Source organism: Mycobacterium sp. E2989, assembly GCF_001667595.1.
Classification (GTDB): Bacteria; Actinomycetota; Actinomycetes; order Mycobacteriales; family Mycobacteriaceae; genus Mycobacterium.
In genome coordinates this window covers 20,299-44,548 of sequence record NZ_LZJX01000045.1, presented here as the reverse complement: position 1 = coordinate 44,548, position 24,250 = coordinate 20,299, and the positions used below count along the sequence as shown (strand labels likewise).

Below are 24,250 nucleotides of genomic sequence, written 5' to 3'. Positions count from 1 at the left end.
ATGGTCACGCTGACCATCGACGGCAACGAAATCAGCGTGCCCAAGGGCACATTGGTGATTCGCGCCGCCGAGTTGATCGGCATCCAGATCCCGCGGTTCTGCGACCACCCGCTGCTCGAGCCGGTCGGCGCGTGCCGGCAGTGCCTGGTCGAGGTGGAGGGGCAGCGCAAGCCAATGGCGTCGTGCACCACCGTCGCCACCGACGACATGGTGGTCCGCACGCAGCTCACGTCGGAGGCCGCCGACAAGGCCCAGCACGGCGTGATGGAGCTGTTGCTCATCAACCATCCGCTGGACTGCCCGATGTGCGACAAGGGCGGCGAGTGCCCGCTGCAGAACCAGGCGATGTCCAACGGCCGCGCGGATTCTCGCTTCACCGACGTCAAGCGCACCTTCGCCAAACCGATCAACATCTCCGCCCAGGTGCTGCTCGACCGCGAGCGCTGCATCCTGTGTGCCCGCTGCACGCGGTTCTCCGAGCAGATCGCCGGTGACATCTTCATCGACATGCAGGAGCGCGGCGCCCTGCAACAGGTCGGCATCTACGCTAACGAGCCTTTCGATTCCTATTTTTCGGGCAACACGGTCCAGATCTGCCCGGTGGGCGCGCTGACCGGGACCGCCTACCGCTTCCGGGCCCGCCCCTTCGACCTGGTGTCCAGCCCCAGCGTGTGCGAGCACTGCGCCTCCGGGTGCGCCCAGCGCACCGACCATCGCCGCGGCAAGGTGTTGCGCCGCCTGGCCGGTGACGACCCCGAGGTCAACGAGGAGTGGAACTGCGACAAGGGCCGGTGGGCGTTCACCTACGCGACGCAGCCGGACGTGATCACCACTCCCCTGATCCGCGACGCCGACGGCTCCCTGGTGCCCGCGTCGTGGTCGCACGCGATGGCGACGGCGATCCGGGGCCTGGACGAGGCTCGCGGGCGCACCGGTGTGCTGGTCGGCGGGCGGGCCACCCTGGAAGACGCCTACGCCTACTCCAAGTTCGCGCGAATCGTCTTGGACAGCAACGACATCGACTTCCGTGCCCGGCCGAACTCGGCCGAGGAGGCCGACTTCCTGGCGGCGCGGATCGCCGGCCGTCGTGACGTCAGCTACTCCGATCTCGAATCGGCGCCGGTGGTGGTGCTCGTTGGGTTCGAGCCCGAGGACGAGTCGCCGATCGTGTTCCTGCGACTGCGCAAGGCCGCCCGCAAGCACGGGCTGCCGGTGTACGCGGTGGCGCCCTTCGCCACCCGGGCGCTGGTCAAGATGTCCGGTCGGCTCATCAAAACCGTTCCGGGGACCGAAGCGGCCGCGCTGGATGGGCTGGCCACCGGCGAGGTCGGCGAACTGCTGTCCACCGCCGGCGCGGTCATCATGGTCGGGGAACGCCTGGCCACGGTGCCCGGCGGGTTGTCCGCCGCGGCCCGGCTCGCCGACGCCACCGGGGCCCGGCTGGCGTGGGTGCCGCGCCGCGCCGGGGAGCGCGGCGCGCTGGAGGCCGGCGCGCTACCCGCCCTGCTGCCCGGTGGCCGGCCGCTTGACGACGAGACCGCCCGCGCCCAGATCGCGGCGGCGTGGCACGTTTCCGAATTACCTTCGGCCGCAGGGCGTGACGTGAACGGCATCCTGGCGGCGGCCTCCGATGGGACGCTGGGCGCCCTGCTGGTCGGCGGTGTCGAACCCGACGACTTCGCCGACCCCGAAGCCGTCCTGGCCGCGCTCGACGCCGCGGGGTTCGTCGTCAGCCTGGAGCTGCGGCGCAGCGCCGTCACCGAGCGCGCCGACGTGGTGTTCCCGGTCGCCCCGACGACGCAGAAGGCCGGCGCCTTCGTCAACTGGGAGGGCCGCTACCGCCCGTTCGCCCCGGCCCTGCGCGGCACCATCGCGCAAGCCGGCCAATCCGACCACCAGGTGCTCGACGCGCTGGCCGACGAGATGGGCGTCTATCTGGGGCTGTCGACCGCGGACGCGGCCCGCGCGGAACTGTCCGCGCTGGGCAGCTGGGACGGCAAGTGGGCCGCCGGGAGCGACGTCGCGGCCCCGCAGCCCGCGCAGCCCGGCGCCGGCGAAGCCGTGCTGACCGGTTGGCGCATGCTGCTGGACAACGGCCGATTGCAGGACGGCGAACCGCATCTCGCCGGGACCGCACGCAAACCCGCGGCGCGGTTGTCGGCCGACACCGCCGCCGAAATCGGCGCCGGCGACGGTGACGCGGTCACCATCAGCACGCCACGCGGGTCGATCAGCCTGCCGCTGGTGATCACCGACATGCCCGACCGGGTGGTCTGGCTTCCGCTGAACTCACCGGGGTGCGCCGTCCACCGGCAGTTGGGCGTAACCGTGGGCAGCACAGTGAAAATCGGAGTGGGCTCATGACGTCGACCTCGCTGACCGCCTTCGGGCACGACACCTGGTGGCTGGTGCTGGGCAAGGCGCTGGCCATCTTCGTGTTCCTCATGCTCAACGTGCTGGTCGCGATCCTGCTCGAGCGCAAGATCCTGGGCTGGATGCAGCTGCGCCCCGGGCCCAACCGGGCGGGACCGTGGGGTGCCCTGCAGAGCCTGGCCGACGGAATCAAGTTGGCGCTCAAGGAAACCATCACCCCGGGCGGCGTCGACAAGTTCGTCTACTTCGCGGCGCCGGTCATCTCCACCATCCCCGCGTTCACCGCCTTCGCGTTCATCCCGTTCGGCCCGGTGGTGTCCGTGTTCGGCCACCGCACACCGCTCCAGCTGACCGACCTGCCGGTCGCGGTGCTGTTCATCCTGGGGCTGTCGGCGATCGGGGTGTACGGGATCGTGCTGGGCGGCTGGGCATCCGGGTCCACCTACCCGCTGCTCGGCGGGGTGCGCTCCACCGCCCAGGTCATCTCCTACGAGGTGGCGATGGGGCTGTCGTTCGCGGCGGTTTTCCTCTACGCCGGCACCATGTCGACGTCGCAGATCGTCGCCGCGCAGGACCGGGTCTGGTTCGTCTTCCTGCTGCTGCCGTCGTTCGTGATCTACCTGATCTCCATGGTCGGCGAAACCAACAGGGCGCCATTCGATTTGCCCGAGGCGGAGGGTGAGCTGGTCGCGGGCTTCCACACCGAGTACTCGTCGCTGAAGTTCGCGATGTTCATGCTGGCCGAGTACGTCAACATGATGACGGTTTCCTCGCTGGCCACCGTCCTGTTCTTCGGCGGCTGGCATGCGCCGTGGCCGATCAACATGTGGGACGGCGCCAACACCGGGTGGTGGCCCGTGCTGTGGTTCACCACCAAGATGTGGACCTTCCTGTTCATCTACTTCTGGTTGCGCGCCTCGCTGCCCCGGTTGCGCTACGACCAGTTCATGGGGCTGGGCTGGAAGCTGCTGATCCCGGCCTCGCTGGTCTGGGTGTTGATCGCCGCGGTGATCCGCACGCTGCAGAACCAGGGGTACGCGCACTGGACGCCGCTGCTGGTGGTCAGCAGCCTCGTATTCGCCACCGTGCTGGTGCTGTTGCTGCGAAAACCCTTCAGCACGCCCGGCATTCGCGCGCTGGAGCGGCAGCTGCGCCGCGAGGCCAAACAACTTCCGGCCGGACAGGGCTCCACTCCGGTATTCCCGACACCGCCGCTGCCGATGAAGTCTTTGGCGGCCGCGAGCAAGGAGAACGCACGTGGCTAAGTTTTTGGACGCTGTCGCCGGGTTCGGCGTGACGTTCGGGTCGATGTTCAAGAAGAACGTCACCGAGGAATACCCGGAGAAGCCGGGCCCCGTCGCGCCGCGCTATCACGGCCGCCACCAGCTCAACCGCTACCCGGACGGTCTGGAGAAATGCATCGGGTGCGAGTTGTGCGCGTGGGCGTGCCCGGCCGACGCCATCTACGTCGAGGGTGCGGACAACACCGAGGAGTTGAGGTATTCGCCCGGGGAGCGCTACGGGCGGGTCTACCAGATCAACTACCTGCGGTGCATCGGCTGCGGCCTGTGCATCGAGGCCTGCCCCACCCGGGCGCTGACGATGACCAACGACTACGAGATGGCCGACGACAACCGAGCCGACCTGATCTACGAAAAGGACCGATTGCTGGCCCCGTTGCTGCCGGAGATGACCGCGCCGCCGCATCCCCGGGCGCCCGGCGCCACCGACAAGGACTATTACCAGGGCAACGTGACCGCCGACGGCCTGCGGCAGATCGAGAACGCCGGAGAGTCCCGGTGACCGGATTGACGGGCCAGCTGTTGGCGGCCGACACCATCGTCCGCACCTCCACCGGTGAGGCGGTCGCGTTCTGGGTGCTGGGCGCGCTCGCGCTGATCGGCGCGATCGGGGTGGTGCTGGCGGTCAACGCCGTGTACTCGGCGATGTTCCTGGCGATGACGATGATCATCCTCGCGGTCTTCTACATGATCCAGGACGCGCTGTTTCTCGGCGTCGTCCAGGTCGTGGTCTACACGGGCGCGGTGATGATGCTGTTCTTGTTCGTGCTGATGCTGATCGGCGTGGACTCGGCGGAATCCCTGAAGGAGACGCTGCGCGGTCAGCGCGTCGCCGCGGTGTTGGCCGGCGTCGGGTTCGGCGTTCTGCTGATCGCCGCGATCGGCACCGGCGCGACCGGTGGCTTCGCCGGGCTGACCACTGCCAACGCCAACGGCAACGTGGAAGGGCTTGCCGCCCTGATCTTCTCCCGGTACGTGTGGGCCTTCGAGCTCACCAGCGCGCTGCTGATCACCGCGGCCGTCGGGGCGATGGTGCTGGCGCACCGCGAGCGTTTCGAGCGCCGCAAGACGCAGCGGGAGCTCTCCCAGGAGCGGTTCCAGCCCGGTGGGCACCCAACCCCGATGCCCAGCCCCGGTGTCTATGCGCGGCACAACGCCGTCGACGTGGCCGCGCTGCTGCCCGACGGGTCGTACTCGGAGCTTTCGGTGTCGCCGATCCTGCGCAGCCGCGGCGCCGACGGCAAGGAGACCCCCTCGCGTCAGGCGATTAAAGGCGGTGCGTCGTGAATCCGGCCAATTACCTGTACCTTTCGGCCCTGCTGTTCACGATCGGGGCCTCGGGTGTGCTGTTGCGGCGCAACGCCATCGTGATGTTCATGTGCGTCGAGCTGATGCTGAACGCGGTGAACCTGGCGTTCGTCACGTTCGCGCGGATGCACGGCCACCTGGACGGGCAGATGATCGCGTTCTTCACGATGGTGGTGGCCGCCTGCGAGGTCGTCGTCGGTCTGGCCATCATCATGACGATTTTCCGTGCCCGCAAATCGGCGTCGGTCGACGACGCGAACCTACTCAAAGGCTGACAGCGCCAACATGACTCACTACACCTGGCTGCTGGTGGCGCTGCCGCTGGCGGGTGCCGCGATCCTGTTGTTCGGCGGACGACGCACCGACCCGTGGGGGCACTGGCTCGGCTGCGCCACCGCGCTGGCGGCGTTCGGCGTGGGCCTGGACCTGCTGAACGAGCTGCTCGGCCGCGCCGCCGAGGACCGGGTCATCCACCAGACGGTGTTCAGCTGGATCCCGGTGGGCCAACTGCAAGTGGACCTCGGCATGCAGATCGACCAGCTGTCGGTGTGTTTCGTCCTGCTGATCTCCGGGGTCGGATCGCTGATCCACATCTATTCGGTCGCCTACATGGCCGAAGACCCGGACCGGCGCAGGTTTTTCGGCTACCTCAACCTGTTCCTGGCCTCGATGCTGCTGCTGGTGGTCGCCGACAACTACGTGGTGCTCTACGTCGGCTGGGAGGGCGTGGGCCTGGCCTCCTACCTGCTGATCGGGTTCTGGTACCACAAGCCGACGGCGGCCACGGCGGCCAAGAAGGCGTTCGTGATGAACCGCGTCGGGGACGCCGGGCTCGCGCTCGGAATGTTCTTGATGTTCAGCACGTTCGGCACGCTGTCGTATGCCGGGGTGTTCGCCGGGGCGCCCGCCGCCGGGCGCGGCGCCCTGACGGCGATGGGGTTGCTGCTGCTGCTGGGCGCGTGCGCCAAGTCCGCGCAGGTTCCGCTGCAGGCCTGGCTGGGTGACGCCATGGAGGGCCCCACCCCGGTGTCGGCGCTGATCCACGCCGCCACCATGGTGACGGCCGGCGTCTACCTGATCGTGCGGTCCAACCCGCTCTACAACCTGGCGCCCGATGCGCAAACGGCGGTGGTGGTGGTCGGCGCCGTCACGTTGCTGCTCGGAGCGTTCATCGGCTGCGCCAAGGACGACATCAAGCGCGCGCTGGCGGCGTCCACTATGAGTCAGATCGGATACATGGTGCTGGCCGCCGGCCTGGGCCCGGCCGGCTACGCGTTCGCGATCATGCACCTGCTCACCCACGGCTTCTTCAAGGCCGGCCTATTCCTCGGCTCCGGCGCGGTGATCCACGCCATGCACGAAGAGCAGGACATGCGCCGCTACGGCGGCCTGCGCGCCGCCCTGCCGGTCACCTTCGCCACCTTCGGCCTTGGCTATCTGGCGATCATCGGCGTGCCCCCGTTCGCAGGCTTCTTCTCCAAGGACGCCATCATCGAGGCGGCACTGGGCGCCGGCGACGCCCGCGGCTACGTCCTCGGCGGGGCCGCCCTGCTGGGCGCGGGCGTCACCGCGTTCTACATGACGCGCGTGATGCTGATGACCTTCTTCGGCAAAAAGCGTTGGGGCCCCGGCACACATCCCCACGAGGCGCCCGGCCTGATGACCTGGCCGATGATCCTGCTCGCCGTCGGCTCGGTGTTCTCCGGTGGACTGCTGGCCTGGCGGGGCACCTTGGCGCGCTGGCTCGAACCGGTCGTCGGCAAACACGAAGAGGTGACCCACGCGTTCCCGGCCTGGGTCAGCACCGCCGTGGCGCTGGGCGTCGTCGCGGTCGGCATCGCGGTGGCCTACCGGTTGTACGCCAACGCCGAAATCCCCCGCGTCGCCCCGCTTGCGGTGTCGCCGGTCACCACGGCCGCGCGCAGGGACTTCTACGGCGACGCGTTCAACGAGGAAGTCTTCATGCGCCCCGGGGCCGAGCTGACCCAGGCGCTGGTCGACGTCGACAACGCCGGGGTGGACGGCTCGGTCAACGCGCTGGCCGCGCTGGTCGGTCGGACTTCGAATCGCCTGCGGGGGCTGCAAACCGGCTTCGCCCGCAACTACGCATTGTCGATGCTGACGGGCGCGGTCCTGGTGGTCGCGCTGATCCTGGCGGTGAAACTGTGGTGAAAACCCTTCCCTGGCTGAGCATTCTGTGGCTGGTGCCGCTGGCCGGCTCGGTGCTCGTCATCCTGCTGCCGCCCGGGCTGCGCCGGCTGGCCAAGTGGACCGGCCTCGTGTTCGGCGTTCTGACGCTGGCGGTGGCGATCGTCGTCACGCTGGGCTTCAAGTCCGGCGGCAGCACTTACCAATTCGTCGAAAGTCATTCCTGGATACCGGCGTTCGGTGCCACTTACTCCCTGGGCGTGGACGGCATCGCCGTGGTGCTGGTGCTGCTCACCGCGGTGCTGATCCCGGTGCTGCAGGTGGCGGGTTGGAGCGACGGTGATGGCGGCGAACGCAGCCATCGCGGCGTGCACGCCTACGTTGCCCTGACACTGGCCATCGAGTCGATGGTGTTGATCTCGGTGGTCGCGCTCGACGTGCTGCTGTTCTACGTGTTCTTCGAGGCCATGCTCATCCCGATGTACTTCCTGATCGGCGGCTTCGGCGGTGGCCCGGACCGGTCCCGCGCGGCGGTGAAGTTCCTGCTGTACAACCTGTTCGGTGGGCTGATCATGCTGGCCGCGGTGATCGGGCTGTACGTGGTGACCGCGCAGCACGGTTCGGGCACCTTCGACTTCCGCGAGATCGTGGCCGGCGTCGCCTCCGGCCGCTACGGCGCCGACTCCGCGGTGTTCAAGGCGCTGTTCTTGGGCTTCATGTTCGCGTTCGCGATCAAGGCGCCGCTGTGGCCGTTTCACCGCTGGCTGCCCGACGCCGCGGTGGAGGCCACCCCGGCGACCGCGGTGTTGATGATGGCGGTGATGGACAAGGTCGGCACCTTCGGCATGCTGCGCTACTGCCTGCAGCTCTTCCCCGGCGCTTCAACGTATTTCCGCCCCCTGATCATCGTGCTGGCCGTCATCGGGGTCATCTACGGCGCCATCGTCGCGATCGGGCAGACCGACGTCATGCGCCTGATCGCCTACACCTCCATCTCCCACTTCGGGTTCATCATCCTGGGCATCTTCGTGATGACGAGCCAGGGGCAGAGCGGGTCGACGCTGTACATGCTCAACCACGGCCTGTCCACGGCGGCGGTGTTCCTGATCGCGGGATTCCTGATAGCCCGGCACGGCAGCCGGCAGATCGCCGATTACGGCGGCGTGCAGAAGGTGGCCCCGGTGTTGGCGGGCACGTTCCTCGTCTCGGCCATGGCGACGTTGTCGCTGCCCGGCCTGGCGCCATTCGTCAGCGAATTCCTGGTGCTGCTGGGCACTTTCAATCGTTACTGGCTCGCCGCCGCGTTCGGTGTCACCGCGCTGGTGCTGTCGGCCATCTACATGCTGTGGCTCTACCAGCGCATGATGACCGGACCGGTGGCCGTCGGCAACGAGAAGATCGGTGACCTGCGGGCACGCGAATTGGTCGTGGTCGCACCGTTGATCGCGCTGTTGTTCGTGCTCGGGATCTACCCCAAGCCGGTCCTGGACATCATCAACCCCGCCGTCGAGAACACCATGACCACCATCGGTCAGCACGACCCCGCGCCGAGCGTGCCGGCAGTCAACCGCGTACCCCGGACAGCCGAAGGACCGCGATAATGACCCTCCCCACCCCCAGCATCGAGTACTTCCTGCTGTGCCCGACGCTGATCGTGTTCGGCGTCGCCGTGGTCGGCATCCTCGCGGAGGCGTTCCTGCCCAGACGGATTCGTTACGGCGCCCAGGTGACGCTCGCCCTGGCCGGTTTGATCGCCGCGATCGTGGCGACCGTTGAGGTGGCCGAGTCGATTCCGGCCTCCGGCCGGGCGACGGTGCTGGGCGCGATGGCGATCGACCGGCCGACGCTGTACCTGCAGGGCACCGTGCTGCTGGTCGCGGTGCTGGCGGTGATCTTCATCGCCGAACGCGCGCAGGCCAAGGCGGACAGCAAGGTCACCGCGGGGGTAGGGGCCGCCGGGTCGGGCGGGCTGGATTCCTTCACCCCGCAGGCTTCCGCGGTTCCCGGCAGCGACGCCGAGCGCGACGCACAGCGGGCCGGGGCCGCGCAGACGGAGCTGTTCCCCCTGGCGATGCTGTCGGTCGGCGGCATGATGGTGTTCCCGGCGTCCAACGACCTGTTGACGATGTTCGTTGCGCTCGAGGTTCTTTCGCTGCCCCTGTACCTGATGTGCGGCCTGGCCCGGCACCGGCGCCTGCTGTCGCAGGAGGCGGCCATGAAGTACTTCCTGCTGGGCGCATTCTCGTCCGCGTTCTTCCTGTACGGCGTGGCGTTGCTGTACGGCGCGACCGGCACGCTGCTGCTGACCGGCATCCGGGATGCGCTGGCGGCGCACGGCGACACCTCGATGGCGTTGGTCGGCGTCGCGCTGCTGTCGGTGGGCCTGCTGTTCAAAGTGGGTGCGGTTCCGTTCCATTCGTGGATTCCGGACGTGTATCAGGGCGCCCCCACCCCCATCACCGGTTTCATGGCGGCGGCCACCAAGGTCGCGGCCTTCGGCGCGCTGCTGCGGGTGGTCTACGTCGCGCTGCCGCCGCTGCACGAGCAGTGGCGGCCGGTGCTGTGGACCATCTCCATTCTGACCATGGCGGTGGGCACCATCACCGCGGTGAACCAGACCGACGTCAAACGCATGCTGGCCTATTCGTCGGTCGCCCATGTCGGGTTCATCCTCACCGGCGTCATCGCCGACAACCAGGCGGGCCTCTCGTCGACGCTGTTCTACCTGCTCGCCTACAGCTTCAGCACCGTCGGCGCGTTCGCCATCGTCAGCCTGATCCGCGACGCCGACGGCGTCGAGGACGCCACACTGTCGCACTGGGCGGGACTTGGGCAGCGCTCACCCATTGTGGGCGTGATGTTTTCGATGTTCCTGCTGGCGTTCGCCGGCATCCCGCTGACGAGCGGCTTCGTCAGTAAGCTCGCCGTGTTCAAGGCAGCCGCCCAGGGCGGCGCGGTGCCGCTGGTGATCGTCGGTGTGGTCGCCAGTGGGATCGCCGCCTACTTCTATGTGCGAGTGATCGTGTCGATGTTCTTCACCGAGGCGACCGAGGACACCCCGCACGTGGTGGCGCCGGGGATTTTGAGCAAGGCCGCGATCGCGGTGTGCGCCGCGATCACCGTGGCGTTGGGCATCTTCCCGCAGCCGCTACTGGACCTGGCCGACCAGGCCGCCCAGCTGTTGCACTGACCTCAGCTCAGAAACGGCCGCACGGCCAGCACGTAGACACCGAGGGCCGCGAGCGGCGCGGCCAACGGCAGCCACGGCAGCTGTAGCGGAAACGACGTCGCAGCCAGCCCCGCGAGCGTAAAGCCAACCGCCCCAACGGCCGTGGGCCAGCTGCCCATGACCGCACCGGCCGCCGGGCCGGCCGCGTGGCGGCAGACCAGGTAGGCGGCGGCGCACAATCCGGACAGCGCGACGAACATCGGCGGCGGTTCGGACAAGATGACGGTGACCACCGCCAGCAGCACCGCAAGCGTTGCCGCGGGGCGAAATACCGTTCCGGCGGCCACCGCGAAAAGGGCGGCCGCCCAAGCGGTCACCGCCAACCCGTGTGAACCGTCGGCGGCCAGGCCCACCATCAGCAAGCCGAAGGCGATCGAGAACACCGGGGCCCACAGCCGCGGCACCGTACCCGCGCCTTCGCTAGCCACGGAGCCGCCCCCGCACCCGCCGGCGGCGATCCGGCAGCACACCCATCGACTGCTCCAATCCGCTGTCACCCTCCCACGACACGATGTCGACGCCCACGGTGGCCATGTCGCGATACATGGCCGAGCGCTGCAGCGTCCACATCCGGTTCACCAGGGGATCCTGTTGGGCCTCGAACGGGGACCTGTCGAGGATGTCGACGGCGACGACGACGTGGCCGCGCCTGCGCAGGTCGATCAGCGCGAGCGCGAATTCGGTGTCGAGCAATGTGGAGAACGCGATGACGATCGCGCCCGCGGGCACGGCCGCGCGCGGAGCCAAAGTGCCGGTGGTGTTTTCGAACCGATCGCCGGCGCCGAGCACGGTGTCGAGCACCCGGTAGAACTGGCGCTGCCCGATGTCCGCGCCCAGCCAGCGCGGTCGGTTCCCGCCGAGGGCGACGACCCCGGCGCGGTCGCCGTGCCGCAGGGCGGTCTGCACCACTTGCGCCGCGCCGCGCACCACGCGCTCGGTGGCCTCGGTGGCCGGGCCCGCCGGTTGCCGATAGGTGTCGATCAGCACCACCACGTCCGCGGCGCGGTCGGTCAGCCGCTGCGTGACGTGCAATTGGCCGCGGCGCGCGCTCACGGGCCAATTCACCGCCCGCAGTTGGTCGCCGGGGACGTAGGCGCGAATGTCGGCGTATTCGACGCCCGGGCCGATATGGCGGGTGAGGTGGGCGCCCAGGCGGTCGAGCAGTTCGGTTTGCGGGATGGGCGTCGACTGCGGCGGAGTCAACGGAAACACGATGACTTCGGCGGCGTCGACGGTGGCCGTCCCCGACAGCAGCCCGCCGCGCGCGACCGCGTCGACCTGGGCCCGCACGAAGTAGCGGCCCCAGCGTTGTGCCGTCGCCGCAACGGTTTTCGCGTCGCGGGAATCCGCGTCGAGGACTTCGACCTGCATTCCCCCCACGGCCGGGACCGTCACCTCCACCGCGGCGGCCTCGCCGTCCTCGGTCGCCCAGATCTTCACCCGGGCCCGGTCGTTCTCGAAGCACCGCTGCGAATCGGGGTCGCCGTGTACGCGGACCGTCGGGACGGGTCGCTGCCAGCTGATCGAGCACAGCACGCCGAGCAGTGGCGCCGCGAAGGCGATCAGCTCCCACCGCCCGCCGATCACGGCTGCCGCGAGCGCCAACCCCGCGCAGGTCGCGACCGCCCGCGTCAACTGCGATGCGCGCCAGCGGAACTCGACCGCTGCCCCTGCACTCATCCAGGGTCCCCGTGCCCCGTGCGGGGCACCGGCAACCGCCGCAGCAGCTCCCCGACGACGTCGGCGCCCTGGATTTTGCGCACCCACATCTCCGGGCGCAGGGTGATCCGGTGCGCCACCGCCGGGATGGCGAGGGCCTTGACGTCTTCGGGAATCACGTAATCGCGGCCGAGCAAAAGCGCACGGGCGCGGGCGAGTTGGACCAGGTCCAGCTCGGCGCGTGGACTCGCGCCCACTGCCACCTGCGGATGGTGCCGGGTGGCGTTGGCCAGCGAAACCACGTAGTGCAAAACGTCTTCGTGCACGGTCACCTGCTCCACCGACTCGCGCATCGCGAGCAGGTCCTGCGCATCCACCACTTGATTGACGGTCGGCTCGTTCGAGCCGCGCTCGAGCCGGCGGCGCAGCATCGCGGTCTCGTCGCGTTCGGAGAGGTAGCGCAGTTCCAGGCGGATCGCGAATCGATCCAGCTGCGCCTCCGGCAGCGGATAGGTGCCCTCGTACTCGATCGGGTTGTCCGTCGCGAGCACGATGAAAGGCCTTGGCAGCTGGTGTGTTTCGCCGTCGATGCTGACTTGGCCTTCGGCCATCGCCTCGAGCAGCGCCGCCTGCGTCTTGGGCGGCGTGCGGTTGATCTCGTCGGCCAGCAACAGGTTGGTGAAGATGGGCCCGGAGCGGAAGGCGAACCGGCCCGACTGCATGTCGTAGATCGTCGAGCCGAGCAGGTCCGCGGGAAGCAGGTCCGGGGTGAACTGCACGCGGGTGAACTGCAGGCCCAGCGCGGCGGCGAACGACCGGGCGATCAGGGTTTTGCCCAGGCCGGGCAGGTCTTCGATCAGCACGTGGCCGCGCGCCAGCACCGCGGTGAGGATCAGGGTGAGCGCGGAACGCTTGCCCACCACCACGCGCTCGATCTCGTCGAGCACCGCCTCGCAGTGCGCTGTGGTTGTCGCCGCCGGCAACGTCATACCTGTTCCAACTTTCGCAGAATCTCTTCCAGCGTCGCACGGCCGGGACCGGGGCGTCGGTCACCGGTCGGTGCGACGTTGTTCGGATTGACCCATTCCCACAGCTCGGTCCCGAACAGCATTTGGCCGCTGGCCTGATAGGCCACCGGGTCCTTGGACCGCCGTTGGCCGGTGGTCATCTCGTATCGGCGCGCAAGCATCGGGCGCAGGTGCCGGTCCCAGTCCACCCGGGTGGACTCCGCCCACCGGATCGTCGTCTCGGTGTTGGAAAGCCAGCGGCGCAACGAATCCCCGAGATCGTCGGGGTCGGCTTCGGCCTCGGGAAGCATTCCGCGCCCGAGGACGCGACGAACGGTGAGCAACACCAGAGCCAGCGCGCCACCCGAGGCGGCGAGCACCAGCCCGCGATCGTGCTGTGTCAGCGCCAGCAGCTCGATCCCGACGATGAGGCATACACCAAGGGCCAGGGTTCTTTTCATACCGGACTCCGTGAGCCCAGTTCGTCGAGGACCAATTGAAGAACGCGCACGGCGAGGTCGCGGTGGCCCTCGTTCATCACGTGCGGGCTGAACCGCGCCTCGGCGAACAGGTTCACCAACTGCACGGCGTTATCGACGTGCAGCGCATGGTGTTCGACCGCGCGGGCGAGCACCTCGGTCGGGGTGTCGAATTCCTGCGGGGCGGCCCCGGGCACATTGGCGAGCTCGCGTTCCATCGCCGCGTAACAGGCGATGATCGCCTCGCGCGGTTCGCGGCTGAGGTCCGTCATCTCGGCGAGCCCGCGTTCGGCCGCCCGCGCCAGCGATTCGTTGGGCCGCGCCGCGGGTTCGACGGGGGCGGCGGCGACCGCGACCGGCGTCGCCGCGTGCGACCGTCGCCGGGACATGACGAGCGCCCCGGTGACGATGATCAACATCATCGGGACGGTGGCGGCGAGCAGGATGCCGAACATGTCCCCGTTCGGCCGGTGTGGCCGCGGCGACGCCGGGGCGTTGACGGGGTCCGCCGGCGCGGTACCGGTTCCCGACGGCGGAGGGGCCTGACCGACGTTGTGGGTGGTCAGCAGGCGGGACACCACCAGCACGATCAGCAGCCAGGCGACGATGACGGCCAGCCCGATCAGCACCACGCGCCAGCTTGGCCGCCCCCGGCCGGTGCCCAGCATCTCGGACAGCTGCCCGGCCTGCGGTGCGGCCGCGCGGGGGTCGCGCAGCCTCGCGATGACCGCGACCGCCACGAGCGCGAGTGCCAGGCCGAGAATTGCCACCACCGCAATCAGCGCCGCCTGGCTGCTTTCGGACTCCCGCCGCTCGGCGTGGTGGGCGGCGGGCAGGTAACCGCGCAGGGCGGCGGAGACGACGAGCAGCAGCACGATCAGGGCGACGACCCGCCCCGTCGGCTTGTCCATACCAGGCATTGGCCCACCACTCGAACGGTTGGCTTTGTCTCATCCTGGCACGTCAGACGAGGCGTTATCCACAGTCCACGGTTCATCCACAAATCCGGATCGACGCGGCCACTTTCGAACTTGTGTTCGATAATGTCGGGGTGTGGGTTTCAGCATGAGCGCCGAGCAGGCACGGGAGCGGATCGACGCCGCTCTCGACGCGATCGACGCGGCCCACGACGTGCTGCGGCAGACCTCATCGGACGTGGTCGGCAACGACTTTCGGCTCGGGGTCGCCGAACGGCTCGAGACCCAGGAACGCACCAACCGTGGGCTGATGTACCGGTATTTCGCGGAAATCGCCGACCCGCCCGACGGTGGCGGGTTCGTCCCGGGAGTACGCGACAAGCTGTGGGCGCGGCTGCGCATCACGCCCAACGAGATCACCCGCCGCTTCCGGCTCGCGGCCCGGATCCGGCCGCGGCGCTCGCTCACCGGTCCGCCCGCGCCCCCGGAGCTACCGGCGCTCGCGGCAGCGGTGGCGGCGGGTGCGGTCGGCGAGGACCACATCCGGGCGGTATGCGCGTCCGTGGATGTTCTGCCCTCCTGCGTGTCGCCCTTGGATCGGGCGGACGCCGAGCGCGCTCTGGTGCAGCATGCGGCCAAACTCGACGCCGGGGTCGTCGCCAAGCTCGGCCGGCGGATCGCCGACCACCTCAATCCCGACGGCCTCTTCAACGATGAAGACCGGGCCCGGCGCCGCCGATTGCACCTGGGCCCACAGGGTCCCGACGGCATGTCACGGCTGTCCGGCCTGCTCGACCCCGAGACCCGCGCCTACTTCGAAGCCGTCGAAGCGGCCGTGCGGCCCGGCCGCCACGAACCCGACGGCGCCGGCGACGACCCGGAGTCCCGCGATCGACGCACACCGGCCCAACGCTGCCACGACGCGTTGAAATGGGGCCTCGAAACGGCCGTCTCCTCCGGCCGGCTCGGGACGCACCGAGGCCACCCCGTCACGGTGGTCGTCACGACCACGCTGGCCGAACTCGACCGCGCCGCGCACGCGGTCGCCGACTCATCGGTCCCCGTGCCGCCGCCTGCCCGAACGGGCGGTGATTCGAGGCTGCCCATGGCGGACCTGATCCGGATGGCGGCCAAGGGAATTCACTACTTGGCGGTGTTCGACGAGCACACGGGCCGGCCGCTGTATCTGGGCCGCCAGAAACGCCTCGCCACCGCCGACCAGAGGCTCATCTGCTACGCCCGCGACCGCGGTTGCACGCGGCCCAACTGCCTCGAACCCGGCTACCACTGCGAGGTGCACCATTGCCCGGGCTGGGCGGACGGTGGCCAAACCGATGCGGACAAACTGTTCTTCGCCTGCGGTGCCGACCACGCCGCGGCGAGCCGGGGCGAATGGCGCACCGAGGTCGCCGACGACGGGCGGCTCGGCTGGACGGATAGCGACGGGTCGCCCGAGATCAACCACGCTCATCATCCGGACGAACTCCTCCGCGGTGATCCCGATCCACCCGAAGGTCAGGGCGAAAAAGGCCTCTAGTCGAGCTGGAAGGGCCGAAAACTACCGTCGAGGACCTGCAGATGGCCGATCGTGCGCCCCGTGACCTTCCCGGGGTCGACCAGTGTCAATTCGACTGCGGCCCGGGCGAATTCGTCGGCCGCGGCGGTATCGTCGAAATCACGGGCGTAGTAGGCCAGCCCCGGAGTGAGGATGGGTTTCGACGGCGACAGGGCATTCACCGCGATCCGGTGATCGGCGAGATCGTACGCCGCGCACTGGGTCAGATGTTCCAGCGCCGCCTTGGATCCGCCATAGCCGGGCAGGACCCCGCCGCCGCGGTCCGGATACGGCCCGTCACCCGGCAGTCGCGACGCGACCGAGGTGACGTTGATGATCGACCCGTTGCCCGCTTCGATCATGTCGGGGCACACCAGTTGCATCAGTTCGTAGGCGGCGAACACCGCGATGTCGAAATGCCGGCGGTACGCGGCCAGTGGGATGCTGAGGAATCCGCGCCAGCCGGGCTTGCCGGCGGCGGCCGGCGGCGTGGCGGGCTTGGCGCGCGGTTCGGCGCCCGGCGTCGGGGGGCGGCCGGGCGCGGTGAAGGCCGCGTTGTTCACCAGAATCGTGATGGGCCCCAGGGCATCTCGCGCCGTGTCGACCAACCGCGCGACGTCGTCACGGTCGGTCAGGTCGGCACGGACCGCGATCGCTTGTCCGCCGGCCGCCTCGATGTCGGCCACCGTCTCGCCGATGGTGCCCGGCAGCCGCTCATCCCACACCTGCTCGGTGCGCCCGGCCACCGCCACGGCGGCGCCCTCGGCCGCCAGGGCCAGCGCGGTGGCCCGCCCCAGCCCGCGACTGGCGCCGGTGACGATAGCGGCCCGCCCCACCAGGCGGCCGGTCATCGCGTCACCCCGTGCACGACGATGGCGGTGGTCTGCTCCACCCACGCGTCGTCGAGGTCGTCCTCCGGTCGCAGCAGCATGCGCAGCATCGTGGCGCCTCCGATCAGCTCGATCAACCGGTCCGGATCCACGTCGGGATGCGCTTCGCCCCGGTCGACGGCGTCGCTGAGCCGCACCCGCACCGTCGCGAACAGGTCGGCGAACCGGGACATCACGCGGGCGTTCAGCGCCGGATCGGCCGTCATGTCGGCCACCAGGCCGGGCAGGGCCGCGCGAACGACCGGCGTGGTGAAGACGTCGCGGGTGGCCTCGATCATCATCCGGACGTCGGCGGCGAAATCCCCCGCCGGCGCCTCCAGGGCGGTCGGCGCCACCGGGAAGGCCGCCTCGTGCACCAGCTCCGCCTTGCTCGACCAGCGCCGGTAGAGCGCCGACTTGGTGGTTCCCGCACGCTCGGCGACCGCCGCCAGACTCAGATTCGAATAGCCCATTTGGACAAGCAGTTCCGCGGTGGCCGATAGGATCGCCGAGTCGATGCGGGGGTCCCGCGGCCGGCCGGCACCGGGGGCCTTGTCAATGGCGGACGGGTCTGCTTTCATAACGCTACCTACCGTATCGTAATTGCCGCGCCCAGGTCTCAAAGGGAACGTCTCAAAGAGAACCAAGTCTCAAAGAATGGAGGCACCCGTGGCCAACGAACCCGTGCTCGACAAGGTCGACCGACTTCAGCGCTCCAGCCGAGACGTCACGACGCTACCCGCCGTGATGTCGAAATGGCTGTCCACCGTGCTCCCCGCGGGCGCCGCGCCGGAGGTGACCGTCGAGAGCGGCGTCGACTCGACCGGCATGTCGTCGGAGACCATCATCTTGACCGCGCGCTGGCAGCAGAACGGCAAGCGCACCGAACAGAAACTCGTGACCAGGGTGGCGCCCGCCGCCGAAGACGTCCAGGTCTTTCCCACCTATCGGCTCGACCACCAATTCGAGGTCATCCGCAAAGTCGGCGAACTCACCGACGTGCCCGTCCCGCCGGTGCGCTGGCTGGAGCCCACCGGAGAGGTGCTGGGCACGCCCTTCTTCGTGATGGACTACGTCGACGGCGTGGTGCCCCCGGATGTCATGCCCTACACGTTCGGCAACAACTGGTTCGCCGACGCCCCGGCCGAACGCCAGCGCGAACTGCAGGACGCCACCGTCGGGGTGCTCGCGAAGTTGCATTCAATCCCCAACGCCGAGAAGACATTTGGCTTCCTGTCCGACGGGCAGGACGGCGACACCGCCCTGCGCCGGCACTTCAACTGGGTGCGGTCCTGGTACGACTTCGCCGTGCCCGACATCGGCCGCTCGCCGCTGCTGGAGCGGACCTTCACCTGGTTGGAGGACAACTGGCCCGCCGAACCGGACGCGCGCGAGCCCGTGCTGCTCTGGGGCGATGCCCGGGTGGGCAACGTGCTCTACCGCGACTTCTCCCCGGTGGCGGTACTGGACTGGGAGATGGTCACGCTCGGGCCGCGCGAGCTCGATGTGGCGTGGATGATCTACGCCCACATGGTGTTTCAGGAACTGACCGGGCTGGCGGGGCTGCCCGGCCTGCCGGAGGTGATGCGCGAAGACGACGTCCGCGCGACCTATCAGCGGCTGACCGGCGTGCAGGTCGGTGACCTGCGCTGGTTCTACGTCTACTCGGGCGTCATGTGGGCCTGCGTGTTCATGCGCACCGGAGCCCGCCGGGTGCACTTCGGCGAAACCGAGAAGCCCGACGATGTCGAGTCGCTGTTCTACCACGCCGGGTTGATGCGACGTTTGATCGGCGAAGGCCTGACCGGAGAGGACCACTAATGCTCGGACCGCTCGACGAATTCCCGGTACATCAGATCCCGCAGCCCATCGCGTGGCCGGGTTCCTCGGACCGCAACTTCTACGACCGCTCCTACTTCAACGCGCACGACCGCACCGGAAACATCTTCGTCATCAGCGGCATCGGCTACTACCCCAACCTCGGCGTCAAGGACGCGTTCTTCCTCGTCCGGCGCGGGGACACGCAGACGGCGGTGCACCTGTCCGACGCCATCGACCAAGACCGGCTGAACCAGAACGTCAACGGCTACCGGATCGAGGTGGTCGAGCCGCTGCACAAACTGCGGTTGGTCCTCGACGAAACCGAGGGCATCGCAGCCGATCTCACCTGGGAGGGCCTGTTCGACGTCGTGCAGGAACAGCCGCATCTGATGCGGTCGGGCAATCGGGTGACGCTGGACGCGCAGCGGTTCGCCCAGCTGGGTTCCTGGAGCGGCCGCATCGCCATCGACGGCGAGGAGATCGCCGTCGACCCCGCGACCTGGCTGGGCAGCCGCGACCGGTCCTGGGGCATCCGGCCGATCGGCGAGCCCGAGCCGGCGGGCCGGCCCGCCGACCCGCCGTTCGAGGGCATGTGGTGGCTCTACGTGCCGATGGCGTTCGACGAGTTCGCGATCGTGCTGATCATCCAGGAGGCACCCGACGGCTTCCGTTCGCTCAACGACTGCACCCGGGTGTGGCGCGACGGCCGCGTCGAACAGCTGGGGTGGCCGCGCGTTTCGATCCACTACCGCTCGGGCACCCGCATCCCCACCGGCGCGACCATCGACGCGACGGCCCCCGACGGGACGCCGGTGCACTTCGATGTGGAGTCCAAGCTGCCGGTGCCCATCCACGTCGGCGGCGGCTACGGCGGCGACTCGGACTGGCTGCACGGCATGTGGAAGGGCGAAAAGTTCGTCGAGCGCCTGACCTACGACATGACCGATCCGGCGATCGTCGCGCGCTCGGGCTTCGGCGTGATCGACCACGTCGGCCGCGCGCTGTGCCGCGACGGCGACCGCGATCCGGTGGAGGGCTGGGGCCTGTACGAGCACGGCGCGCTGGGCCGCCACGATCCGTCCGGATTCGCCGACTGGCTGACGGTCGCCCCCTAGGCAGCCCGCGAACGTCGACTCGTACCGAGATTTTCGGGCCATCTCGCGCAACGAATCGACGTTCGCGGGTGTAGGCATTCGCCACACGAAATCGCCAGAAGTGCGGTTGACTGGTGCGCGTGCCAAACCCCCCCTGGATTGTCGACGTTGTCGTGGTCGGCGCCGGCTTCGCGGGGCTTGCCGCGGCGCGCGAGCTGGCCCGCCAGGGCCACGACGTGGTGGTGTTCGAGGGCCGCGACCGCGTGGGCGGCCGGTCGTTCACCGGGAGCGTGGCGGGGTTGCCTGCCGATCTGGGGGGCACTTTCGTCGGCCCGACCCAGGACGCCGTTCTGGCGCTGGCGGCCGAGCTGGACGTCCCGACCATCCCGACCCATCACGACGGCAAGAACGTGATCCACTGGCGCGGCTGGACGCATTCCTACCGCGGCACCATCCCCAAGCTTTCGCTGACGGGCCTGCTCGACATCGGCCGTCTGCGTTGGCAATTCGACCGGATCGCCCGCGGCGTCCCGCTTCAGGCCCCATGGGACGCGCGCCGGGCCCGCGAGCTCGACGACGTCTCGCTCGGCGACTGGCTGCGCTCGGTGCGGGCCACCGCCTCGTCGCGCGACCTGCTGGCGATCGTGTCCCGGGTGACCTGGGGGTGCGAGCCCGACGACGTGTCGATGCTGCACGCGGCCCGCTACACGCACGCCGCCGGCGGCCTGGACCGGCTGCTCGACGTCGAGAACGGCGCCCAGCAGGACCGTTTTCCGGGCGGCACTCAGCAGATCGCCGAGGCCGCGGCCGCCGAGCTCGGCACCCGGGTCGTGCTGGGCGCGCCGGTCCGCCGCATCGACCGGCACGGCGCCGGGGTGACCGTCACCACCGACGTCGGCCAGGCCGAGGCTGGATTCGTCGTCGTCGCCGTGCCGCCCGCGCACCGGGCCTCGATCGAGTTCTCTCCCCCGCTGCCGGCCGAGTACCACCAGCTCACCCAGCATTGGCCGCAGGGCCGGCTCAGCAAGGCCTATGCGGCATATTCCACGCCGTTCTGGCGCTCCAACGGGTTCTCGGGCCAGGCCCTGTCCGACACCGGGCCAGTCTTCATCACCTTCGACGTCAGTCCGCACGCCGACGGCCCGGGCATCCTGATGGGCTTCGTCGATGCGCGCGCCTTCGACTCGCTCTCCCCCGAACAGCGCCGCGAGGAAACCTTGCGCTGCTTTGCGACGCTGTTCGGCGACGACGCGCTCAAACCGCTGGACTACGTCGATCATCGTTGGGGCGCAGAACAATTCGCGCCCGGCGGTCCCACGGCGGCGGTGCCGCCCGGATCGTGGACGCGTTTCGGGCCGTGGCTGCGCGAGCCGGTCGGCCCCATCCACTGGGCCGGCACGGAGACCGCCGACGAGTGGACCGGGTTTCTCGACGGCGCCGTGCGGTCGGGTCAGCGCGCGGCCGCCGAAATCACCGCCTTGCTATGAGCTGATCCGCACGTCCCGGGTCACCGATTCGGCGAGCGCGCGCAGGTGGCGGTTCACCTCGCGCGGGTGTTCCAGCATCGAGCAGTGCCCGCCGGGCAGTTCGACCAGGCCGATGACGTTGGGCGCGGTGCTCGCGATCCTGCGGGCCTGGCTGATCGGGGTGAGCCGGTCGCGTTCGCTGCCGATGACCAGGGTCGGCACCGTCAGGCCGTCCAGCTCGAGGTAGCGCGACCCCAGCGCGGCGACCAGCATCCTGGCGCAGCCGGCGCGCCCGGCCGGCGAGGTCTCTTCGAAGAACCGGTGCACGATTTTGGCGACGCTCGGGTCGGCGTCCCGGCCCACCGCGAGCAACGCGACCAGGTGACGACTGGGGATGCGGGCGGCGGTGGGGATCGGGAACCCGCCGAACGCGTTGATCAGCGCGCGGGCCGCGACCACCCGGGCCGGCGAGAGCCCGTGCGGCACGGACAGCAGCTGCACCCTGCGGACCAGATCACCGGTCGTGGTGTTGATCAGCGCGACGGCGTCCGCGCGCCGGCGCACCATGTGCCGGTACCGCGCCGACCACGCGGCGATGGTGATGCCGCCCATCGAATGGCCGGCCAGCACGGCGCGCTCGTGCGGCGCCAGCGTCGCGTCCATGACCGAATTGAGGTCGGACGCAAGGTGTTTCAGGCTGTACCCGTTGCGCCGAGGCATGCCACTGCGGCCGTGGCCGCGGTGGTCGAAGGCGATCACGCGGTAATCGTTGGCCAGGTCCGCGATCTGGTATGCCCAGGCCCGGATGGCGCAGGTGATGCCGTGCGTCAGGACGATCGGATAGCCGTCGGGCGGCCCGAACACCTCCGCGTGCAGGCGGGTGCCGTCGGTGGCCCGCACGGCAACCGTCTGGCTGGGCGGCAACTCGTCGGGGTAGGGGTCGGCTGCGCGGGCCGATCGTCGAGCACTCATCGCCGTTCCCCCCTCGAACGTGGCCCCGTCGCCGCAGTTAAGGTCTGTCGCAAGTTTATCCCTAAGGTCCGTTCGGATTCGGTAATTCCGGCAAACGTTCTCATGAGACGCTAACACCCGTGTACCCGATGTCCCGTCGGGAATTCATCACCGCAGCCATGGTCGGCGGCGGGCTGATGGCCGCCTGTGCGCCCGAGCGCCCGCCGGCGGCGCACCCGCCGCCGCCGGACACCCGCTCGGTGCTGGTCGTCGGCGCCGGGATGGCCGGGCTGTCCGCCGCCCGCAGCCTCACCGACGCGGGCTGGCCGGTGCGGGTCATCGAGGCCCGCGGTCGCGTGGGCGGGCGCGTCCACACCGACCGCGACTGGGGCGTCCCGCTGGAGATGGGCGCGTCGTGGATCCACGGCACGTCGCAAAACCCCCTGATGGATCTGGCCCGGCAAGCGCAGGCCGAGCTGGTCACGACCGACTACTACGGCTGGGCCAAGCTCGTGATCGATCCCAAGCTCTCACCGCTGGACTACGATCCGACGCCGTGGCGCGCGTTCGTCGAGCGGGCGCGCTACCTGGTCGACGGCGGCAGCCTGGGCGCCGCCGTCAACGCCGCCGCCGCCGACGAAGGCCTGTCCGCCGCCGAGCGCGCCCAGTTGGCCTTCTACCTCACGACCGAGGTCGAGGACGAATTCGCCGCCGACGCGGATCAATTGTCCGCCATAACGTTTGACGAGGGTGACTACAGCGGCGGAGACCAGGACGCCGTCACGAACGGCTACGACGCCCTGCCGAGGCTTCTTGCCAACGGGCTGCAGATCGAACTGAACACGCCGGTGACCGCGATCGCGCAACACGACGACGCCGTCGTAGTCCGGACCAAGGATCGGTCGTTTCAGGGGCCCGCCGCGATCGTCACGGTGCCCCTGGGCGTGCTGAAAGCCGGTGCCATCGCCTTCGATCCGCCGCTCCCCGAGCGCCACAACCGGGCGATCGCCGCCCTGGGCTTCGGGGTGCTGTCCAAGACCTTCTTCCGCTTCAACCGGCGCGGCTGGTCGGCGGACAACGCCTTCTATCTATACCTCGCCGCCGACGGCGGCGACTGGGCCCAGTGGTTCACCATGCCCTCGGCGGCCGGCCCAATCGTGTTGGCGTTCAACGCCGGTGATCGCGCCCGGGCAGTGGAATCTTCCCCGCCCCGCGATCTGACCGAAGCCGCGCTGCCCATCGCGCGCCGCCTGTTCGGCGACGTCTCGCCGCTCGACGTCAAGACATCGAACTGGAGCTCCGACCCGTACGCGCGCGGCGCCTACTCTTTTCACGCCCCCGGATCCGGTCTCGACGACCGGCGCAGGCTGACTGAACCCGTCGGCGACCGGCTGTATCTGGCGGGCGAGGCGGTCGGGGTCAACAACCCGGCCACGGTGCACGGCGCCTACGCCAGTGGCCGCTACGCCGCCGAACAGTTGATGCGCCGCCTCGGTCGTTAGGACGCCAGCCCGCGAAGTCGCGTGGACGCATCGCGCTGCGGTTCGTGCTGGCGAGCCAACCCCGAAACCAACCGGCGACGCGCCGTCGTGGCGCCGTCGATGTGGGCAAGGGCCGCCTCGACGGATTCGGCGATGGGCAGGCCGTGATCGGGCAGCACCCGCATCAGCCGGCGCAGCGCCGCGCCGCCGACCACCCAGCACCGCAGCTGGGCTTTCCGGTGCTCCTCGTTGAGGACCAGCAGCGCCCGAAGGCCCGAACCGGCAAGGAAATCCAGGCCGGTCAGGTCGAGGATCAGCGGCGCCTTGAGCCGCGAGAAGCCGCGGATGGCCTCGGTGACCAGGCCGGTGTTGGACGCGTCCACCTCACCGACGATGCGCAAAATGGTGGCTGTGCTGCGGGCGTGGACATTGATTTGCGCTGCGGCGCAATCGATTTCGTAGCGGCTGCGCGGTTCTCCGAGCAGCGCGGTGCTATGTCGAGCAGGAGTGAGATCGGGTAAAGCAGTCATGGGGATGTGCGCCCTTCAGGCTTGAGAGTGCAGGGCGAGCGACGTCGGTGTCCGAATGGCGC

21 protein-coding genes and 1 pseudogene are annotated in these 24,250 nt (G+C 69.3%); 13 read left to right on the top strand and 9 right to left on the bottom strand.

Features of this window, described 5'->3' with window-relative positions:
* The 8 genes and pseudogenes from A5680_RS09170 (at position 1) to nuoN (ending at position 10,320) form a co-directional block, all read left to right on the top strand.
* Entirely contained in the window at positions 1 to 2,364 is a 2,364-nt protein-coding gene (locus tag A5680_RS09170) for an NADH-quinone oxidoreductase subunit G (RefSeq protein ID WP_156675045.1), read from the top strand.
* Between the two features lie 11 nt (positions 2,365 to 2,375).
* A complete protein-coding gene (gene nuoH / locus A5680_RS09165) occupies positions 2,376 to 3,638 on the top strand; it encodes an NADH-quinone oxidoreductase subunit NuoH (protein ID WP_067818573.1) in 1,263 nt (420 codons plus the stop codon).
* Positions 3,610 to 4,176: pseudogene (gene nuoI / locus A5680_RS09160) on the top strand (NADH-quinone oxidoreductase subunit NuoI); the annotation flags it as partial. The gene nuoH and the pseudogene nuoI, both read left to right, overlap by 29 nt.
* A 17-nt stretch (positions 4,177 to 4,193) precedes the next feature.
* Complete coding sequence (locus A5680_RS09155) at positions 4,194 to 4,961, top strand: NADH-quinone oxidoreductase subunit J (RefSeq protein ID WP_156349529.1); 768 nt, start codon at positions 4,194 to 4,196, stop codon at positions 4,959 to 4,961.
* Positions 4,958 to 5,257: an NADH-quinone oxidoreductase subunit NuoK gene (nuoK, locus tag A5680_RS09150; protein ID WP_007168303.1), complete on the top strand. Its 300-nt coding sequence runs from the start codon at positions 4,958 to 4,960 to the stop codon at positions 5,255 to 5,257. Before A5680_RS09155 ends, nuoK begins: the two co-directional genes overlap by 4 nt.
* Positions 5,258 to 5,267: 10 nt before the next feature.
* Positions 5,268 to 7,154 (top strand): NADH-quinone oxidoreductase subunit L, encoded by a 1,887-nt coding sequence (gene nuoL / locus A5680_RS09145; RefSeq protein ID WP_067818491.1) that lies wholly within the window; start codon positions 5,268 to 5,270, stop codon positions 7,152 to 7,154.
* Positions 7,151 to 8,731 carry an NADH-quinone oxidoreductase subunit M gene (locus A5680_RS09140; protein ID WP_197499757.1) on the top strand — a complete coding sequence of 527 codons (1,581 nt, stop codon included), beginning with the start codon at positions 7,151 to 7,153 and terminating at the stop codon, positions 8,729 to 8,731. The genes nuoL and A5680_RS09140 overlap by 4 nt, the downstream gene beginning before the upstream one ends.
* On the top strand, positions 8,731 to 10,320 hold the full coding sequence (gene nuoN / locus A5680_RS09135) for an NADH-quinone oxidoreductase subunit NuoN (RefSeq protein WP_067818486.1): 1,590 nt from the start codon (positions 8,731 to 8,733) through the stop codon (positions 10,318 to 10,320). The genes A5680_RS09140 and nuoN overlap by 1 nt, the downstream gene beginning before the upstream one ends.
* 2 nt (positions 10,321 to 10,322) lie before the next feature.
* On the opposite strand, the gene A5680_RS09130 is transcribed toward nuoN, so the two are convergent.
* From A5680_RS09130 to A5680_RS09110, 5 genes are all read right to left on the bottom strand, one after another.
* Complete coding sequence (locus A5680_RS09130; protein ID WP_231977602.1) at positions 10,323 to 10,715, bottom strand: hypothetical protein; 393 nt, start codon at positions 10,713 to 10,715, stop codon at positions 10,323 to 10,325.
* A gap of 64 nt (positions 10,716 to 10,779) precedes the next feature.
* The gene (locus tag A5680_RS09125) at positions 10,780 to 12,039 is read right to left on the bottom strand and encodes a DUF58 domain-containing protein (protein ID WP_055403868.1); all 1,260 of its coding nucleotides are present in this window, start codon (positions 12,037 to 12,039) and stop codon (positions 10,780 to 10,782) included.
* Positions 12,036 to 13,007, bottom strand: coding sequence for a MoxR family ATPase (locus A5680_RS09120; protein WP_055403867.1), 972 nt, complete (start codon positions 13,005 to 13,007; stop codon positions 12,036 to 12,038). Before A5680_RS09120 ends, A5680_RS09125 begins: the two co-directional genes overlap by 4 nt.
* Positions 13,004 to 13,486: a hypothetical protein gene (locus A5680_RS09115; protein WP_067818480.1), complete on the bottom strand. Its 483-nt coding sequence runs from the start codon at positions 13,484 to 13,486 to the stop codon at positions 13,004 to 13,006. Before A5680_RS09115 ends, A5680_RS09120 begins: the two co-directional genes overlap by 4 nt.
* Complete coding sequence (locus A5680_RS09110) at positions 13,483 to 14,424, bottom strand: DUF4129 domain-containing protein (RefSeq protein WP_197499755.1); 942 nt, start codon at positions 14,422 to 14,424, stop codon at positions 13,483 to 13,485. Before A5680_RS09110 ends, A5680_RS09115 begins: the two co-directional genes overlap by 4 nt.
* A gap of 145 nt (positions 14,425 to 14,569) precedes the next feature.
* Here A5680_RS09110 and A5680_RS09105 point away from each other — a divergent pair, with 145 nt between their 5' ends.
* Positions 14,570 to 15,958, top strand: a complete 1,389-nt coding sequence (locus A5680_RS09105; protein ID WP_369827643.1) for a 13E12 repeat family protein — start codon at positions 14,570 to 14,572, stop codon at positions 15,956 to 15,958.
* Here A5680_RS09105 and A5680_RS09100 read toward each other — a convergent pair.
* Together A5680_RS09100 and A5680_RS09095 are read right to left on the bottom strand one after the other, a co-directional pair.
* The gene (locus A5680_RS09100; RefSeq protein ID WP_067818471.1) at positions 15,955 to 16,827 is read right to left on the bottom strand and encodes an SDR family NAD(P)-dependent oxidoreductase; all 873 of its coding nucleotides are present in this window, start codon (positions 16,825 to 16,827) and stop codon (positions 15,955 to 15,957) included. The genes A5680_RS09105 and A5680_RS09100 overlap by 4 nt on opposite strands.
* The gene (locus A5680_RS09095) at positions 16,824 to 17,426 is read right to left on the bottom strand and encodes a TetR/AcrR family transcriptional regulator (protein WP_055403862.1); all 603 of its coding nucleotides are present in this window, start codon (positions 17,424 to 17,426) and stop codon (positions 16,824 to 16,826) included. The genes A5680_RS09100 and A5680_RS09095 overlap by 4 nt, the downstream gene beginning before the upstream one ends.
* Positions 17,427 to 17,514: 88 nt before the next feature.
* On the opposite strand from A5680_RS09095, the gene A5680_RS09090 reads away from it, so the two are divergent.
* The 3 genes from A5680_RS09090 to A5680_RS09080 all read left to right on the top strand — a co-directional run bounded on the left by A5680_RS09090 (position 17,515) and on the right by A5680_RS09080 (position 21,247).
* Positions 17,515 to 18,666 (top strand): phosphotransferase family protein, encoded by a 1,152-nt coding sequence (locus A5680_RS09090; RefSeq protein ID WP_067818571.1) that lies wholly within the window; start codon positions 17,515 to 17,517, stop codon positions 18,664 to 18,666.
* A complete protein-coding gene (locus A5680_RS09085; RefSeq protein ID WP_067818468.1) occupies positions 18,666 to 19,781 on the top strand; it encodes a hypothetical protein in 1,116 nt (371 codons plus the stop codon). Before A5680_RS09090 ends, A5680_RS09085 begins: the two co-directional genes overlap by 1 nt.
* Before the next feature lie 119 nt (positions 19,782 to 19,900).
* Positions 19,901 to 21,247 carry a flavin monoamine oxidase family protein gene (locus A5680_RS09080; protein ID WP_067818568.1) on the top strand — a complete coding sequence of 449 codons (1,347 nt, stop codon included), beginning with the start codon at positions 19,901 to 19,903 and terminating at the stop codon, positions 21,245 to 21,247.
* On the opposite strand, the gene A5680_RS09075 is transcribed toward A5680_RS09080, so the two are convergent.
* Complete coding sequence (locus tag A5680_RS09075) at positions 21,242 to 22,198, bottom strand: alpha/beta fold hydrolase (protein ID WP_067818465.1); 957 nt, start codon at positions 22,196 to 22,198, stop codon at positions 21,242 to 21,244. The genes A5680_RS09080 and A5680_RS09075 overlap by 6 nt on opposite strands.
* 119 nt (positions 22,199 to 22,317) lie before the next feature.
* On the opposite strand from A5680_RS09075, the gene A5680_RS09070 reads away from it, so the two are divergent.
* Entirely contained in the window at positions 22,318 to 23,679 is a 1,362-nt protein-coding gene (locus tag A5680_RS09070; protein ID WP_369827639.1) for a flavin monoamine oxidase family protein, read from the top strand.
* On the opposite strand, the gene A5680_RS09065 is transcribed toward A5680_RS09070, so the two are convergent.
* Positions 23,676 to 24,188, bottom strand: coding sequence for an STAS domain-containing protein (locus A5680_RS09065; RefSeq protein WP_082970318.1), 513 nt, complete (start codon positions 24,186 to 24,188; stop codon positions 23,676 to 23,678). The genes A5680_RS09070 and A5680_RS09065 overlap by 4 nt on opposite strands.
* Positions 24,189 to 24,250 lie beyond the last annotated feature (62 nt).